The sequence below is a fragment of the Cellulomonas palmilytica genome (assembly GCF_021590045.1).
GTDB lineage: Bacteria > Actinomycetota > Actinomycetes > Actinomycetales > Cellulomonadaceae > Cellulomonas > Cellulomonas palmilytica.
On sequence record NZ_CP062221.1, the window covers coordinates 3,556,202 to 3,570,573 of the forward strand.

A 14,372-nucleotide genomic window follows, 5' to 3' on the forward strand; every position below is an offset into this window, starting at 1 on the left:
CCCTCGCGCGTCGCGGGGCCGCGGCCAGGCACTAGGTTCGGCGCCGTGACCATCGAGACGCGCGACTGGCCAGGTGCGGTCGACCGACCGCGGCCACCCCGCCGCGCCGAGGTCGCCGCGCTGCTCGCCGACGCGCACACCGAGGCGGCCCGGGCCACGGCGCTCGTCGGGCACGTCGACGACGCCCGCGCCGCCGTCGTGGGGGCGTTCGAGGCGATGCGCGCCCGCCGCGCCGAGGCGGACCTCGCGCGCGTCGGCGTCGAGCGCGTGCGGGACGTGACCGAGGGGCGGCTCTCGCTCGACGGGCTCGCCGCCCACGGGCTCCGCACCGTCGCGGACGTGCTGCGCGTGGGCACGCACGGCCTGCAGGCCGTGCCGGGCATCGGCCCGCAGTCCGCCGCGCGGATCGTCGCCGCGGCGGACCAGATCGCCCGCGCGGCGCGCGAGAGCGTGCAGCTGCGCATCGACGTCGACCCGTCCGACCGCCTCGCGACCGAGCTGCTGCGCGCGGTCCGCCGGTGGGAGGAGCTCGTCGCGGACGAGGCGCTCGTCCCGCGGTTGCGGGCCTTCGCGGCGGACGTCGCGCGCGAGGCGGCGGTCGCCGCACCGGCCGCAGCGGGGTCGTGGCGGCGGCTGTTCATGGGCGGAGCCCGCAAGGCAGCGGCCGACGAGGCCGTCGCCCGGGTCTCCGGGCTCGTCGCCTGGGCGAGGGAGACGGGGCTCGAGCGCACGGCCGCACGGGTCGCCGACGCGACGCGGCACGTGGTGCCACCACCCGCGCTGTGGGCGGACTTCGAGCGGCGCTCCGCCACGTACTACGCGCTGCTCGCACCGCTCGTCGACCTGCGCGAGGACGTCGCCGCGGCCACCGGGTTCCTGCCCTCGCAGATCGTCGAGCGCATCGAGGCGCAGCGCCTCGACGAGTCGCTGCTGCACGCGTCCCTGCGCGGGTACCAGGCGTTCGGCGCGCGGTTCGCGCTCGTGCAGCGGCGCGTGATCATCGGCGACGAGATGGGCCTGGGCAAGACCGTGCAGGCGATCGCCGCCGCGGCGCACCTCGTCGCGGGCGGTGCCACGCACGTGCTCGTCGTCGCGCCCGCGTCCGTGGTCCACAGCTGGGTGCGCGAGCTCGCCACGCACAGCGCGCTGACGGCGCTCCTGCTGCACGGCGACCAGCGCGACGCGGCCGCGGCGCACTGGCTCGCGCACGGCGGCGTCGCCGTCACGACGTTCAGCACGCTGCGCCGGCTCACGCTCGACGACGCGGCACCCGCCCTGCTCGTCGTCGACGAGGCGCACTTCGTGAAGAACCCCGACGCCAAGCGCAGCCGGGCGGTCGCGCGCCTCGCCGAGCGGTCGCAGCGCGTGCTGTTCCTCACCGGGACGCCCATGGAGCACACGGTCGACGAGTTCTGCGCGCTCGTGCGCTACCTGCAGCCCGAGCTCGCGGACACGATCGACCCGGCCGCAGGCGTCGCCGGCGCGGACGCGTTCCGGTCCGCCGTCGCGCCCGTCTACCTGCGCCGCAACCTCGACGACGTGCTGGGCGAGCTGCCCCCGCTCGTCCAGGTCGACGAGTGGGAGGAGCTCGGCGCGGTCGACGGCGCCGCCTACCGCGCCGCGGTCGAGGCGGGGAGCTTCGCGGCGATGCGCCGCGCCGCGTTCGTCTCCGGCGACCCCCGCGAGTGCGCGAAGCTCGAGCGCCTGCTGGAGATCTGCGCCGAGGCCCGCGCGAACGGCGCCAAGGTCGTCGTGTTCTCGTGGTTCCGCGAGGTCCTCGACGTCGTGCACGCCGCACTGGCGCCCACGACACCGACGTTCGGGCCGCTCACCGGCTCCACGACCCCGGCCGCGCGCCAGCGGCTCGTCGACGACTTCACCGCCTCGCCCGAGCCCGCGGTGCTGGTCGCCCAGGTCCGGGCCGGCGGCGTCGGCCTCAACATCCAGGCCGCGTCCGTCGTCGTGCTGTGCGAGCCGCAGGTCTCCCCCGCGCTCGAGGCCCAGGCCATCGCGCGCGCCCACCGCATGGGCCAGGTCCGCGCGGTGCGCGTGCACCGCCTGCTCGTCGAGGACACCGTCGACCAGCGCCTGCTCGAGACCCTGGAGACCAAGCGCGGCGTGTTCGACGCGTACGTGCGCGAGTCCGAGCTCACCGAGGCCGCCGCCGCGGCCGTCGACGTCTCCGCCCCGCACCTGGCCCGCGCGATCATCGCCGACGAGCAGGCCCGCCTCGCGGCCCGTCGTCCGGACGCGATCGCCACCTGACGCCGTCCGGTCGCCCGGAAGGGTCGCCCTAGTCACGCTCCGCGACGACCATCGCCGAGGCGATGCCCGCGTCGTGGGAGATCGACAGGTGCCAGCGGGTGACGCCGAGCTCGGCGGCCCGGGCGAGCACCGTGCCGGTCACCTCGACGACCGGCTGCGCGCCGACGACGCGGCGCACGGTCGCGTCCTGCCAGGACATCCCCGGCGGCGCGCCGAGGGCCTTGGCGATGGCCTCCTTCGCGGCGAACCGCGCCGCGAGCGACGTCTCGGGCATGACGCGCTCGTCGGGCGTGAACAGCCTTTCACGCAGCGCCGGGACGCGGTGCAGGGTCGCGACGAACCGCGCGACGTCGACGACGTCGATGCCGACCCCGACGATCACGGCTGCGGCTCCAGGTCCTGCTCCTCGACCAGGTGCCGCCAGCGCAGCCACTTGTGCTCGACGGCCTCGTCGAGGTCCACGCCGAGCCGGTGCGCGACGATCATGAGCATCCCGAGCACGTCCGCGACCTCGTCGCGCAGCGCGTCCGCGAGCTCGGCGGGCTCACCCTGGTGGCGTGAGCGGCCGGTCGCCGCGAGGTAGGCGCGCGTCAGCTCGCCGACCTCCTCGCCGAGCTTGAGGACCGCCCAGTCGTCGGTGCGCTCGATGCCGTGCAGCCGCGCGTAGACGCGGCTGATCGTCTCGACCTCACGCTGCGCGTCGGCGAGCTCCACCGGTCACTCGACCGTGACGGACTTGGCGAGGTTGCGCGGCTGGTCGACGTCGAGGCCCTTGGCGGTCGCGAGCTCGCACGCGAACACCTGCAGCGGCACGACCGCGAGCAGCGGCGCGAGCAGCGTGGGCGTCTGCGGCACGTAGAACACCTCGTCCGCGAACGGGCGCACCGCCTCGTCGCCGTCCTCGGCGATCACGAGCGTGCGGGCGCCGCGCGCGCGGATCTCCTGGATGTTCGAGACGACCTTGGAGTGCAGCGAGTGCCGGCCGCGCGGGGACGGGACGACGACGAACACGGGCTGGCCGGGCTCGATGAGCGCGATCGGCCCGTGCTTGAGCTCGCCCGCGGCGAAGCCCTCCGCGTGGATGTACGCGAGCTCCTTGAGCTTGAGCGCGCCCTCCATCGCGACGGGGAACCCGACGTGCCGGCCGAGGAACAGCACCGACTGCGTGTCCGCCATCCAGCGCGCGATCTCACGCACGCGACCCGCGCGGTCGAGGACCTGCTGGATCTTGTCCGGGATGGCACGCAGCTCGTCGAGCGTGCGCGCGACCTCGTCGGCGTACATGTTGCCGCGCAGCTGCGCGAGGTACAGGCCGAGCAGGTAGGCGGCGGTGATCTGCGCGAGGAACGCCTTGGTGGAGGCGACCGCGATCTCCGGACCCGCGTGCGTGTAGAGCACCGCGTCGGACTCGCGCGGGATGGTCGAGCCGTGCGTGTTGACGATCGCGAGGACCTTCGCACCCTGCTCGCGCGCGTGCCGCACGGCCATGAGCGTGTCCATGGTCTCGCCGGACTGCGACACGGCGACCACCAGCGTGCGCTCGTTCACGACCGGGTCGCGGTAGCGGAACTCGTGCGCGAGCTCGACCTCGACGGGGATGCGGCACCAGTGCTCGATCGCGTACTTCGCGACGTGCCCCGCGTACGCGGCGGTGCCGCACGCGACGACGACGATCTTGTCGACCGAGCGCAGCACCGACTCGTCGATGCGCACCTCGTCGAGCACCAGGCGGCCGCTGACGTCCGTGCGGCCGAGCAGCGTGTCCGCGACCGCGTGCGGCTGGTCGTGGATCTCCTTGTCCATGAAGGAGCGGAAGCCGCCCTTCTCCGCGGCGGCCGCGTCCCAGTCGACCGTGTAGCGGCGCGCGTCGGCGGGAGCGCCGTCGAAGTCGGTGACGCTCACCGAGGTCGGCGTGATCGTCACGACCTGGTCCTGGCCCAGCTCGAGCGCCTCGCGCGAGTGCGCGATGAACGCCGCGACGTCCGAGCCGAGGAAGTTCTCCCCCTCGCCCAGCCCGACGACGAGCGGCGAGTCGTGCCGCGCGCCGACGACCGTGTCCGGCACGTCGGCGTGCACGGCCAGCAGCGTGAACGTGCCCTCGAGCGCGCGCGCGACGCGACCCATCGCGGTCGTCAGGTCGCGGGTCTCGCGGTAGGCGCGCGCGAGCAGGTGCGCGACGACCTCGGTGTCGGTCTCCGAGGCGAACTCGACGCCGTCCGCGACGAGCTGCGCCTTGAGCACGGCGAAGTTCTCGACGATGCCGTTGTGGATCACCGCGAGGTCGCCCGCGACGTGCGGGTGCGCGTTGACGTCCGTCGGACCGCCGTGCGTGGCCCAGCGCGTGTGGCCGATCGCGGCGGTCGCGTCGGGCAGCGGGTGCGCGTCGATCTCCTCGACGAGGTTGGCGAGCTTGCCGGCCTTCTTGGCGGTCGCGAGCGCACCCGACGTGCCGACGAGCGCGACGCCCGCGGAGTCGTACCCGCGGTACTCGAGCCGCCGCAGGCCCTCGATCACGACGTCGAGGGGGCGGGCGCTGGCGACCGGGCTACCGACGTAGCCGACGATTCCACACATGCCGGCGAGTCTATCCGCCGCCCCGTGCGCGACCGGTGGCGCGGCAGGTCGCCCACGTCACGTCGCCGCCCGTCACGTCCCTGCTCGCCGCGTCCGGCACAATCGGTGTGTGCTCCCGTCGTCGTCGACGCCGTCCCTGGCTCCCGCCACCCCGTACGTCGACCTCGACCGCGAGGCGTGGCGGCGGCTGTCGGCGTCCACCCCCCTGCCGCTCACCGACGCGGACGTCGAGCGCCTCGCGGGCATCGGCGACCCGATCGACCTCGCCGAGGTGGACGCGATCTACCGCCCGATCTCGCGGCTGCTCGACCTGTACATCGAGGCCACGCGCGGCCTGCACGCCGCGTCGTCGACGTTCCTGCGCGAGGACATCACGCCCACGCCGTTCGTCATCGGCGTCGCGGGCTCGGTCGCGGTCGGCAAGTCCACGACGGCCCGCCTGCTGCGCGAGCTCCTGGCCCGGTGGCCCGCGACCCCGCGCGTGCAGCTCATCACCACCGACGGGTTCCTGTACCCCAACGCGGAGCTCGAACGTCGCGGCCTCATGCAGCGCAAGGGCTTCCCCGAGTCGTACGACCGGCGCGCGCTGCTGCGGTTCGTCTCCAAGGTCAAGGCGGGCAAGCCCGAGGTCACCGCGCCGGTGTACTCGCACCTGACGTACGACATCGTCCCCGACGAGCACATCGTCGTGCGGCGCCCCGACGTGCTCATCGTCGAGGGCCTCAACGTCCTGCAGCCCGCGCGGCCGTCCGCGGAGGGCAGCTCGAGCCTCGCGGTGAGCGACTTCTTCGACTTCTCGATCTACGTGGACGCCAAGCCGCGCGACGTGCGCCAGTGGTACGTCGACCGGTTCCTCAGCCTGCGGCAGACCGCGTTCGCCGACCCGGCGTCGTACTTCCACCGGTACGCGTCGCTGTCCGACGACGAGGCCGTCGAGCGCGCCGAGTCGATCTGGGACTCGATCAACTCCCCGAACCTCGAGCAGAACATCCTGCCGACGCGCAGCCGCGCGACTCTGGTGCTCACCAAGGGCTCGGACCACAGCGTCCAGCGCGTGCGCCTGCGCAAGCTCTGAGCGCCGCGCCGGGCCACTCGCCGGGCCGCTCGCCGGGCCGCTACGGGGTGGGCCGGCCGTGGTGCTGCGGCGTGCGCACCTCGTCGGCCGGTGCGATCGCGGCGGGCTCGTCCGAGCCGTCGCGACCCGACGCCTCGTCGGCCTCGAGGATCGCGGCACCCTCGGGGTCCTTGCGCGCGAGCCACCTGCGCAGCGCCCAGTCGACGACGATGCCGATGACGACACCCCCGACGACCCCGACGACGACGCCCCACAGCGGCGAGTGGTCGCGCAGCGCGGCGCCCGCGCTCACGCCGATCACGGTCGAGTACACCGCCCAGGTGACCGCGGCGATCCCCGCCAGGAACGTGAACCGCCGGCGCGGGAAGCCGACCGCACCCGCGGTCATGTTCACCGCGACACGACCGACCGGGATGTAGCGCGCCGCGATGATGAACGACGCGCCGCGTCGCTCGAGCGCCCGCTCGGCCCACGCCAGCGCGGACTGCCCCCGGCCCGAACGGAAGATCCGCAACCGGTGCACGGGCACCTTGCGCCCGATGCTGAACGCGATCTGGTCACCCGTGAACGCGCCGAGCGCGGCGACGGGCACGACGAGCCACAGGTTCGGCTCACCGCCCGGGCCGACGGCGAGCGCGGCGAGCGCGATCACGACCGACTCGCTGGGGATCGGCGGGAAGAAGCCGTCGATCGTCGCGAACAGGTACATGACCAGGTAGATCCACGGCGAGGCCGCGAGATCGAGCGCCCACTGCTCCAAGCCCATCCCGCTCCCCTCAGGTCCCCCTCGCGGCCCGCTGACCACGCGCCCTGGTCCACCGTACGGGCCCGCGACCCCTCGTGGCATCCGTGACCACCCGGGGCTCACCCCCTGGTCGGGGCCGAACCACCTGATCGGGCAACCGCCTCGCCTGCCCCAACGCGCGCGGGCACCTCAGGGTTCCGTGCCCGACGCGTCCGTCCTGGTCGGCCGCCCCCGGTCAGGCGGGCAGCGGGAAGCCGAGCGCCGCCGAGGCCGCCTCGGGGCGCGGCTCGCCCGCCCACCGCAGCCCGAGCTCGTCGGACGCCGCGAGCGAGCGCAGCTCCGCCCGGTCCAGGTACAGCGTGCCGCGCAGGTGGTCGGTCTCGTGCTGCACGATGCGCGCCGGCCAGCCGGTCAGCACCTCGTCGAGCGCGGCACCCGTCTCGTCGGAGCCCGTGAGCCGCACGCGGCGGTGCCGCGCGACGACCGCCTGGTAGCCGGGGACCGACAGGCAGCCCTCGTAGAACGCCGCGCGCTCGTCGTCGACCGCCGCGTACGACGGGTTGACCAGCACGCGGGGCTGCACGCGGACCCGCTCGCGCACCTCCGCGACGCGCTCGTCGGTCACTCCCGGGTCCTCGACCACGGCGATCGCGAGCGGGAGACCGATCTGCGGTGCCGCGAGCCCGACCCCGGGTGCGTGCCGCATGGTGCGGTGCATGAGCGCGACGAGGGCCGCGAGCTCGTCGTCCGCGAGCTGACCGTCGTACGGGTGCGCCGTGGCCCGCAGCACGGGGTGCCCCGCCCGCACGATGGGCGCGACGTCCTCACCGGCCGCCTCGACGACCCGCAGGACCAGGTCGCGCAGCCGGGCGTCCAGCGACGTCACAGGGCGAGCCGCTCACGCACCACGTCCGCGAGGCCCGCCGCGACGTCGTCCGCCTCGGCCTGCGTCGCCGCCTCGACCATGACGCGCACGAGCGGCTCGGTGCCGCTGGGACGCAGCAGCACGCGGCCCGTGCGGCCCAGCTTCGCCTCCGCCGCGGCGACGGCCGCGAGCAGCGCCTCGTCGTCCGTGCGGTTCTTGTCGACACCCGGCACGTTGACGAGCGTCTGCGGCAGGCGCTCGACGAGCTTGGCCAGCTCGTGCAGCGGCGTGCCCGTCGCCGCGACGCGCGACGCGAGGTGCAGCGCCGTCAGCACGCCGTCACCCGTGGTCGCGTGCTTCGACATGATGATGTGCCCCGACTGCTCGCCGCCGAGCGTGTACCCGCCCGCGCGCATCGCCTCGAGCACGTACCGGTCCCCCACCGCGGTGTCGAGCACCCGGATGCCGACGGACTCCATCGCGAGCTTGAGCCCCAGGTTGCTCATCACGGTCGCGACGAGCGTGTCCTGCGCGAGCTCGCCCGCGTCGCGCAGCGCGACCGCGAGGACGCCCATGATCTGGTCGCCGTCGACGAGCGTGCCCGAGCGGTCCACCGCGAGGCAGCGGTCCGCGTCGCCGTCGAACGCGACGCCCAGGTCCGCGCCCGACGCCACGACGAACGCCTGCAGCTGCTCGGGGTGCGTGGACCCGCACTTCTCGTTGATGTTGCGACCGTCGGGCGAGGCGTTGATGACGACGACGTCCGCGCCGGCCTCGCGCAGCGCGACCGGGCCGACCTCGCTCGCCGCGCCGTTCGCGCAGTCCACCGCGATGCGCAGCCCGGTCAGCGGCGTGCCGATGCTGCCGACGAGGTGCTGCACGTACGCGTCGCCCGCGCCGCCCGTGTCGACGCGGATCCGGCCGACCGCGCCACCCGTCGGGCGGTCCCAGTCCTCACCGATGCGCGCCTCGATCTGCGCCTCGAGGTCGTCGTCGAGCTTGTGCCCGCCGCGCGCGAGGAACTTGATGCCGTTGTCCGGCATCGGGTTGTGCGACGCGGACAGCACGACGCCGATGTCGACGCCCGTCGTCGCGGTCAGGTACGCGACCGCGGGCGTGGGCAGCACGCCCACGTTGTGCACGTCGACGCCCGCCGACGCGAGGCCGGCGGCGATCGCCGCGGTCAGGAACTCGCCCGACGCACGCGAGTCGCGCCCGACCACCGCACGGGGCCGGTGCCCCTCGAACTCCCCGCGTGTGCCGAGCACGTGCGCCGCCGCGACCGCCAGGTCGAGCGCGAGCTCCGCCGTGACGTCCCGGTTCGCGAGCCCGCGCACCCCGTCGGTACCGAACAGCTGGCCCATGTCAGACCCCTTCGTCGTCGCGCTGCAACGTTACTGGTCCCGCGACCTGCTCGCGGGCGGGCACCGGCGTCCCGCAGGACGCGGCCCGGACATGCCGATGGCCCCGACGGTCGTGCGACCGCGGGGCCATCGGGCCGCGCTGGAAGATCAGCGCTTCGAGTACTGCGGCGCCTTGCGGGCCTTCTTGAGACCGGCCTTCTTGCGCTCGACCACACGCGCGTCACGCGTGAGGAAGCCGGCCTTCTTGAGGGCCGGGCGGTTCGACTCGGCGTCGATCGCGTTGAGCGCACGCGCGATGCCGAGGCGGACGGCACCGGCCTGGCCGGACACGCCACCACCGGTCACGCGGACGATGACGTCGAAGCGACCCTCGACGTCCACGACCTTGAGCGGGGAGTTGACGAGCTGCTGGTGCACCTTGTTCGGGAAGTAGTCCTCGAGGGTGCGACCGTTGATCTTCCACTCACCGGTGCCGGGGACGAGGCGCACGCGCGCGATCGCCTCCTTGCGGCGGCCGAGCGCCTGGCCCGGCGCGGTGATGCTCTGGCCACGGCCGGTCGGGGCCGAGGTCTCGCTGGTGTAGCTGCTGGGCGCGTCGCCCTCGAGGTCGATGTCGACCGTCGTCTCTGCCACGGGGATGTCCTGTCGTCTCTACTGTCGCGCCGGCCGTCAGGCCTGCTGCGCGACCTGGGTGATCTCGAACGGCTTCGGCTGCTGCGCCTGGTGCGGGTGCTCGGCGCCCGCGTAGACCTTGAGCTTGCCGAGCTGCTGACGGCCGAGCGAGCTCTTCGGGAGCATGCCCCGGACAGCCTTCTCGATCGCCCGCTCGGGCTGCTTGGCCAGGAGCTCCGAGTACGGGGTGGCCCGCAGACCGCCCGGGTAGCCGGAGTGGCGGTACGCGAGCTTGGTCTCGCGCTTGTTGCCGGTCAGCGCGACCTTGTCCGCGTTGATGACGATGACGAAGTCACCGCCGTCGACGTGCGGCGCGAAGGTCGCCTTGTGCTTGCCGCGCAGCAGCGTGGCCACGTGGGTGGCCAGACGGCCGAGGACGACGTCGGTCGCGTCGATGACGTACCAGTTCCGCTCGATCTCGCCCGGCTTCGGGGTGTACGTACGCACGGTCGTTGCCTTTGTCTCGTGTTGCGTCGTGTGGCGGCCGTCCATCCGCGCGCGGGCGCGGCGGGACGGTCGATGCTGTCGGTGGCGCATCCGCGACCGGCGAGTGGGAACGCACCGACCTACCATCGCCTCCGCGTGGTGAGAAGCCACGGGCGCACGACAGGGACGCACAACGACTCAACAGACTACCTGTGCCCGAGAACACGGGTCAAAACCACGTCCGTCACACCGCCACCCCTGCGCGCCGTCACCCCGGGGCCCTCCCGTCACCCCTGGGCCCTACCGTCACCCACTCCTCGTTCCCCCACACCGCCGACCCCGCCATCCCTCCGGCTATGAGCGCCGGCAGCCGGAGCAACCGCGGGGTCGACCGGTCCTCCTTCGTCGAGACCGCGGTTGCTCCGGGAATGGACGACGAGAGCCGGAGCAACCCCGGGTTCGGCGGCCAGTCAGTCGGACGGTCGGGCGGTTGGGGTCAGCCGGGCGGTTGGGGTCGGCCGGGCGGTTCGGGTCAGCGGAGGGCGGTGGTGGCGGCGCGGACGACTCGGGTGGTGAGGTCGTCGAGGGTCGGGGTGCGCAGGGACCAGTGCTGCCAGTAGAGCGGGACGTCGAGCCAGCGGCCCGGCGCGAGGTCGACGAGCGTGCCGTCCGCGAGCCCCGACCCGGCGGCGGACTCCGGCGCCATCCCCCAGCCGAGCCCCGCGGCGAGCACCTCGAGGAACGCGGCGTTGGACGGCACGTAGTGCACCGGCGGGCCGACCTCGCGTCCGACGAGCGCCGCGGCGAACCGGTGCTGCAGCGTGTCGGCGCGGTTGAACGCGACCATCGGGGCCCGCGCGAGCGACGAGCCGTCGACCCCGTCGGGGAACCAGCGGTCGCGGGCCGCGGGGGCGACGAGCGCGAGGTACCGCATCGCGCCGAGCGGCCGGACCCGGCAGCCCTGGACGGCGTGCGCGTCGGCCGTGACCGCCGCGGTGACGGTGCCGTCGCGCAGGAGCTCGGCCGTGCGGTCCTGGTCCTCGCGTCGCAGGTCGACGACGACGCCCTCGGGCAGCCCGACGAGCGCGGCGGGGAACCAGCTCGACAGCGAGTCGGCGTTGACGGCGACCGTGAGCCGCGTGGGCGATCCGGCCGCACTCTCGTCGGACGCGGCGTCGGACCTCGTGCCCCCGAGCTTGGCCACGGCGTCGCGCTCGAGCAGCGCGAGCTGACCCGCCAGGCGCGCGAGCACCGCGCCGGGTTCGGTCGCGCGGCACGGCCGCGCACGCACGACGAGCACGCGGCCGACCCGTTGCTCGAGCGCGCGCACGCGCTGGCTCACGGCGGACGGGGTGACGTGCAGGCGGGCGGCGGCGGCGTCGAACGTGCCCTCGTCGAGCACGGCCGCGAGCGCGCGGAGCTGCTCGGCATCCAGGTTCATGAAGCCAGGCTAATGCTAACCAAGAAACCTGAGATGGACTGCATCCGAGCGATCGACCTAGCGTCGTCGTCGTGCCCTCCCTCCTCGGTGCCCTCGCGGCCGGGTTCGTCACGTGCCTCGGCCTGATCGTCGCGATCGGGGCGCAGAACGCGTTCGTCCTGCGTCAGGGCATCCGCCGCGAGCACGTCGCGGTCGTCGTCGCGCTGTGCCTCACCGGCGACGTCGTGCTCACCGCGGCGGGGATCGCGGGGCTCGGGCCGCTCGTGTCGGCGCACCCGGCGGCCCTGACCGTGACGCGCTGGTGCGGTGCGGTCTTCCTCGCCTGGCTCGCCGTCGCGGCCGTGCGCCGCGCCCGCCACCCCGAGCGCCTCGACCCCGCCGCGGCCGGCCCCGCGTCGCGGCGCAGCGTGGTCACCACGTGCCTCGCGCTGACGTTCCTCAACCCGCACGTGTACCTGGACACGGTCGTGCTGCTCGGTTCGCTCGCGCACGTGCAGCCGCACCCGTGGGGGTTCGGCGTGGGCGTGGTGCTCGGCAGCGCGGGCTGGTTCAGCGCGCTGGGCTTCGGGGCGACGCGGCTCGCGCCGCTGTTCGCCCGGCCGCGCGCGTGGCAGGTGCTCGACCTCGTCGTCGCCGCCGTCATGGCGACGCTGGCGGTCACGCTCGTCGTCGCCTGACGGGCCGACGACGAGCGAGCGCCCCTCAGCGCACGCGGTCGACGCGCCCCTCGTCCCACACGGCGGTCGGCGTCTCGCGCACGCGGCCGTCCGCGCCGAACACGAGGTAGCGGTCGAACGTGCGCGTGAACCAGCGGTCGTGCGTGACGGCCAGGACCGTGCCGTCGAACGCCGCGAGCCCGTCCTCGAGCGCCTCGGCCGAGTGGAGGTCGAGGTTGTCGGTGGGCTCGTCGAGCAGCAGCAGGGTCGCGCCGCCGAGCTCGAGCAGCAGGATCTGGAACCGCGCCTGCTGACCGCCGGACAGCGTCTCGTAGCGCTGCTCGGCCTGCGCGACGAGCTCGTACCGGTCGAGCGCCCGGCTCGCCTGCTCGCGCCCCAGGCCCGCGCGGCGGCCGTCGCCGCGGTGCAAGATGTCGAGCAGCGTGCGCCCCTCGAGGTCGAGGTGGGTGCGGTTCTGGGCGAACCAGCCGGGCCGCACGCGCGAGCCGAGCACCACGGTGCCGGTGTGCTCGACCGGCTCGACCACGGCGTCGTCGGCGGGCTCGTGCTCCGGGCCCGGGTCCGAGCCGCCGCCCGCGAGCAGCCGCAGGAAGTGCGACTTGCCCGAGCCGTTGGAGCCGAGGACCGCGACGCGCTCGCCGTAGAACACCTCGAGGTCGAACGGCTGCATGAGCCCGGTCAGCTCGAGGTGCTTCGCGACGACCGCGCGCTTGGCGGTGCGGCCGCCGCGCAGGCGCATCGTCACCGACTGCTCGCGCACGCGCACCGCGGGCGGGCCGGCATCCTCGAACTTGCGCAGGCGGGTCTGCGCGGCCTGGTAGCGCGAGGACATGCCGTCGTTGTAAGCGGCCTTCTGCTTGAGCGTCGTGACGAGCGTGCGGAGCTTGGTGTGCTCCTCCTCCCAGCGGCGCAGCAGCTCGTCGGCCCGGCTCAGACGCTCCTCGCGGGCCTCGTGGTACGTCGCGAAGCTCCCGCCGTGCACCCACACCGACGCGCCCGCGGGCGACGGCTCGAGCGTCGCGACGTGCGTGGCGACGCGGGACAGCAGCTCGCGGTCGTGACTCACCAGCAGCACGGTCTTGCCCGCGGTGACGAGCCTGTCCTCGAGCCAGCGCTTGGTGGGCACGTCGAGCGCGTTGTCGGGCTCGTCGAGCAGCAGGACCTCGTCGGGACCGCGCAGCAGGGCCTCCAGGACGAGCCGCTTCTGCTCGCCGCCGGACAGCGTGCGGACCTCGCGGTACTGCGCGCGCTCGAACGGGATCGACAGCACCGCGTCGGTCACCCGGTCCCAGCCCGCCTCGGCCTCGTACCCGCCGACGTCCGCCCAGTCGACGAGGGCCTGCGCGTACCGCAGCTGCGCGGGCTCGTCGTCGACCTGCATCATCGCGAGCTCGGCCGCGGTGAGCTCGGCGGCCGCGTCACGCACCGCCGCGGGCGCGAGCGAGGCGAGCAGGTCCCGGATGCTGCGGTCGTCGTCGATGCGCCCCACGTCCTGGCGCATGACGCCCAGCCCACCGGACCGCGCGACCGAACCGGCGTGGGCCTGCTCGTCGCCCGTCACGATGCGCAGCAGCGTGGACTTGCCCACCCCGTTGGGGCCGACGAGCGCGACCCGCGCACCGTCGCCCACCCGGAACGTGACGTCGTCGAGCAGCGGTCGGCCGTCGGGCAGCACGTACCCGACACCCATGACGTCGAGGTGTCCCACGACCGTCAGTGTGGGGCGCTGCGCCGTCCGGGCCAAAGTGTTTGCGCCGGTGGCGAGCGCGGTGCGGCGGTGCGAAGGTCGAGTCATGACCGACACGCCTGCCAGCAGCACCGACCCGGCCCTCGGCTCGGAGGGCGACACCGACCAGCTCCCCCGTGAGGACACGCTCGTCGACCGGGGTGTCGACGACCTGCTCGACGAGGGCTACTCCCCGCCCGAGCGGGACAACCGCTCGCACTACGGCGAGACGGCGTGGGAGGAGAAGCACCGCGAGACGATCGACCAGCGCATCGGGCAGGAGGAGCCCGAGGTCTGGGAGCAGACGCCGCGGGTGACGGGTGACCGCGAGGAGAACCGCGCCGGTCGGCTGGTGGAGGACGACGACGCCGTGACGGCCGGCGGCACCGACGCGTTCGCGGTCGACTCGGGAGTCGCGGGCGGGGCTGCGAGCGCCGAGGAGGCCGCGATGCACGTGGTCGAGGAGGTCTACGTCGACCCCGCGTACCGCGACGAGGACTGAGCACACGATCGGGGGCAGTCTTCCGGGACGGGCTGCCGCG

General features: G+C 74.2%; 14 protein-coding genes. 4 read left to right on the forward strand and 10 right to left on the reverse strand.

Annotated features, from left to right (window positions below):
- Nucleotides 1–45: 45 nt before the first annotated feature.
- The gene (locus F1D97_RS16015) at nt 46–2,265 is read left to right on the forward strand and encodes a DEAD/DEAH box helicase (RefSeq protein WP_236121488.1); all 2,220 of its coding nucleotides are present in this window, start codon (nt 46–48) and stop codon (nt 2,263–2,265) included.
- Nucleotides 2,266–2,293: 28 nt separating this feature from the next.
- On the opposite strand, the gene F1D97_RS16020 is transcribed toward F1D97_RS16015, so the two are convergent.
- From F1D97_RS16020 to glmS, 3 genes are read right to left on the reverse strand one after another with little or no spacing between them, the layout of a single operon-like run.
- Nucleotides 2,294–2,647 carry a holo-ACP synthase gene (locus F1D97_RS16020; RefSeq protein ID WP_236121489.1) on the reverse strand — a complete coding sequence of 118 codons (354 nt, stop codon included), beginning with the start codon at nt 2,645–2,647 and terminating at the stop codon, nt 2,294–2,296.
- On the reverse strand, nt 2,644–2,979 hold the full coding sequence (locus F1D97_RS16025; protein WP_236121490.1) for a nucleoside triphosphate pyrophosphohydrolase family protein: 336 nt from the start codon (nt 2,977–2,979) through the stop codon (nt 2,644–2,646). Before F1D97_RS16025 ends, F1D97_RS16020 begins: the two co-directional genes overlap by 4 nt.
- A 3-nt stretch (nt 2,980–2,982) precedes the next feature.
- Complete coding sequence (glmS, locus tag F1D97_RS16030; RefSeq protein ID WP_236121491.1) at nt 2,983–4,839, reverse strand: glutamine--fructose-6-phosphate transaminase (isomerizing); 1,857 nt, start codon at nt 4,837–4,839, stop codon at nt 2,983–2,985.
- Nucleotides 4,840–4,948: 109 nt separating this feature from the next.
- Between glmS and coaA the strand changes: the two genes are divergently transcribed.
- Nucleotides 4,949–5,914, forward strand: a complete 966-nt coding sequence (gene coaA / locus F1D97_RS16035) for a type I pantothenate kinase (RefSeq protein ID WP_236121492.1) — start codon at nt 4,949–4,951, stop codon at nt 5,912–5,914.
- A gap of 40 nt (nt 5,915–5,954) precedes the next feature.
- On the opposite strand, the gene F1D97_RS16040 is transcribed toward coaA, so the two are convergent.
- The 6 genes from F1D97_RS16040 to F1D97_RS16065 all read right to left on the reverse strand — a co-directional run bounded on the left by F1D97_RS16040 (nt 5,955) and on the right by F1D97_RS16065 (nt 11,427).
- Nucleotides 5,955–6,680 carry a DedA family protein gene (locus F1D97_RS16040; protein ID WP_236121493.1) on the reverse strand — a complete coding sequence of 242 codons (726 nt, stop codon included), beginning with the start codon at nt 6,678–6,680 and terminating at the stop codon, nt 5,955–5,957.
- A gap of 214 nt (nt 6,681–6,894) precedes the next feature.
- Nucleotides 6,895–7,545 carry a peptide deformylase gene (def, locus tag F1D97_RS16045; RefSeq protein WP_236121494.1) on the reverse strand — a complete coding sequence of 217 codons (651 nt, stop codon included), beginning with the start codon at nt 7,543–7,545 and terminating at the stop codon, nt 6,895–6,897.
- On the reverse strand, nt 7,542–8,888 hold the full coding sequence (glmM, locus tag F1D97_RS16050) for a phosphoglucosamine mutase (RefSeq protein ID WP_236121495.1): 1,347 nt from the start codon (nt 8,886–8,888) through the stop codon (nt 7,542–7,544). The genes def and glmM overlap by 4 nt, the downstream gene beginning before the upstream one ends.
- Before the next feature lie 147 nt (nt 8,889–9,035).
- On the reverse strand, nt 9,036–9,521 hold the full coding sequence (gene rpsI, locus F1D97_RS16055) for a 30S ribosomal protein S9 (protein WP_236121496.1): 486 nt from the start codon (nt 9,519–9,521) through the stop codon (nt 9,036–9,038).
- Nucleotides 9,522–9,557: 36 nt separating this feature from the next.
- On the reverse strand, nt 9,558–10,007 hold the full coding sequence (rplM, locus tag F1D97_RS16060; protein ID WP_236121497.1) for a 50S ribosomal protein L13: 450 nt from the start codon (nt 10,005–10,007) through the stop codon (nt 9,558–9,560).
- Between the two features lie 511 nt (nt 10,008–10,518).
- Complete coding sequence (locus tag F1D97_RS16065; protein ID WP_236121498.1) at nt 10,519–11,427, reverse strand: LysR family transcriptional regulator ArgP; 909 nt, start codon at nt 11,425–11,427, stop codon at nt 10,519–10,521.
- A 71-nt stretch (nt 11,428–11,498) separates the two neighbouring features.
- Here F1D97_RS16065 and F1D97_RS16070 point away from each other — a divergent pair, with 71 nt between their 5' ends.
- On the forward strand, nt 11,499–12,104 hold the full coding sequence (locus F1D97_RS16070; protein ID WP_236121499.1) for a LysE/ArgO family amino acid transporter: 606 nt from the start codon (nt 11,499–11,501) through the stop codon (nt 12,102–12,104).
- A 25-nt stretch (nt 12,105–12,129) separates the two neighbouring features.
- Here F1D97_RS16070 and F1D97_RS16075 read toward each other — a convergent pair whose 3' ends face one another.
- A complete protein-coding gene (locus tag F1D97_RS16075; RefSeq protein WP_236121500.1) occupies nt 12,130–13,812 on the reverse strand; it encodes an ABC-F family ATP-binding cassette domain-containing protein in 1,683 nt (560 codons plus the stop codon).
- An 85-nt stretch (nt 13,813–13,897) separates the two neighbouring features.
- Between F1D97_RS16075 and F1D97_RS16080 the strand changes: the two genes are divergently transcribed.
- Nucleotides 13,898–14,332, forward strand: coding sequence for a DUF5709 domain-containing protein (locus F1D97_RS16080; RefSeq protein WP_236121501.1), 435 nt, complete (start codon nt 13,898–13,900; stop codon nt 14,330–14,332).
- Nucleotides 14,333–14,372: the final 40 nt, after the last annotated feature.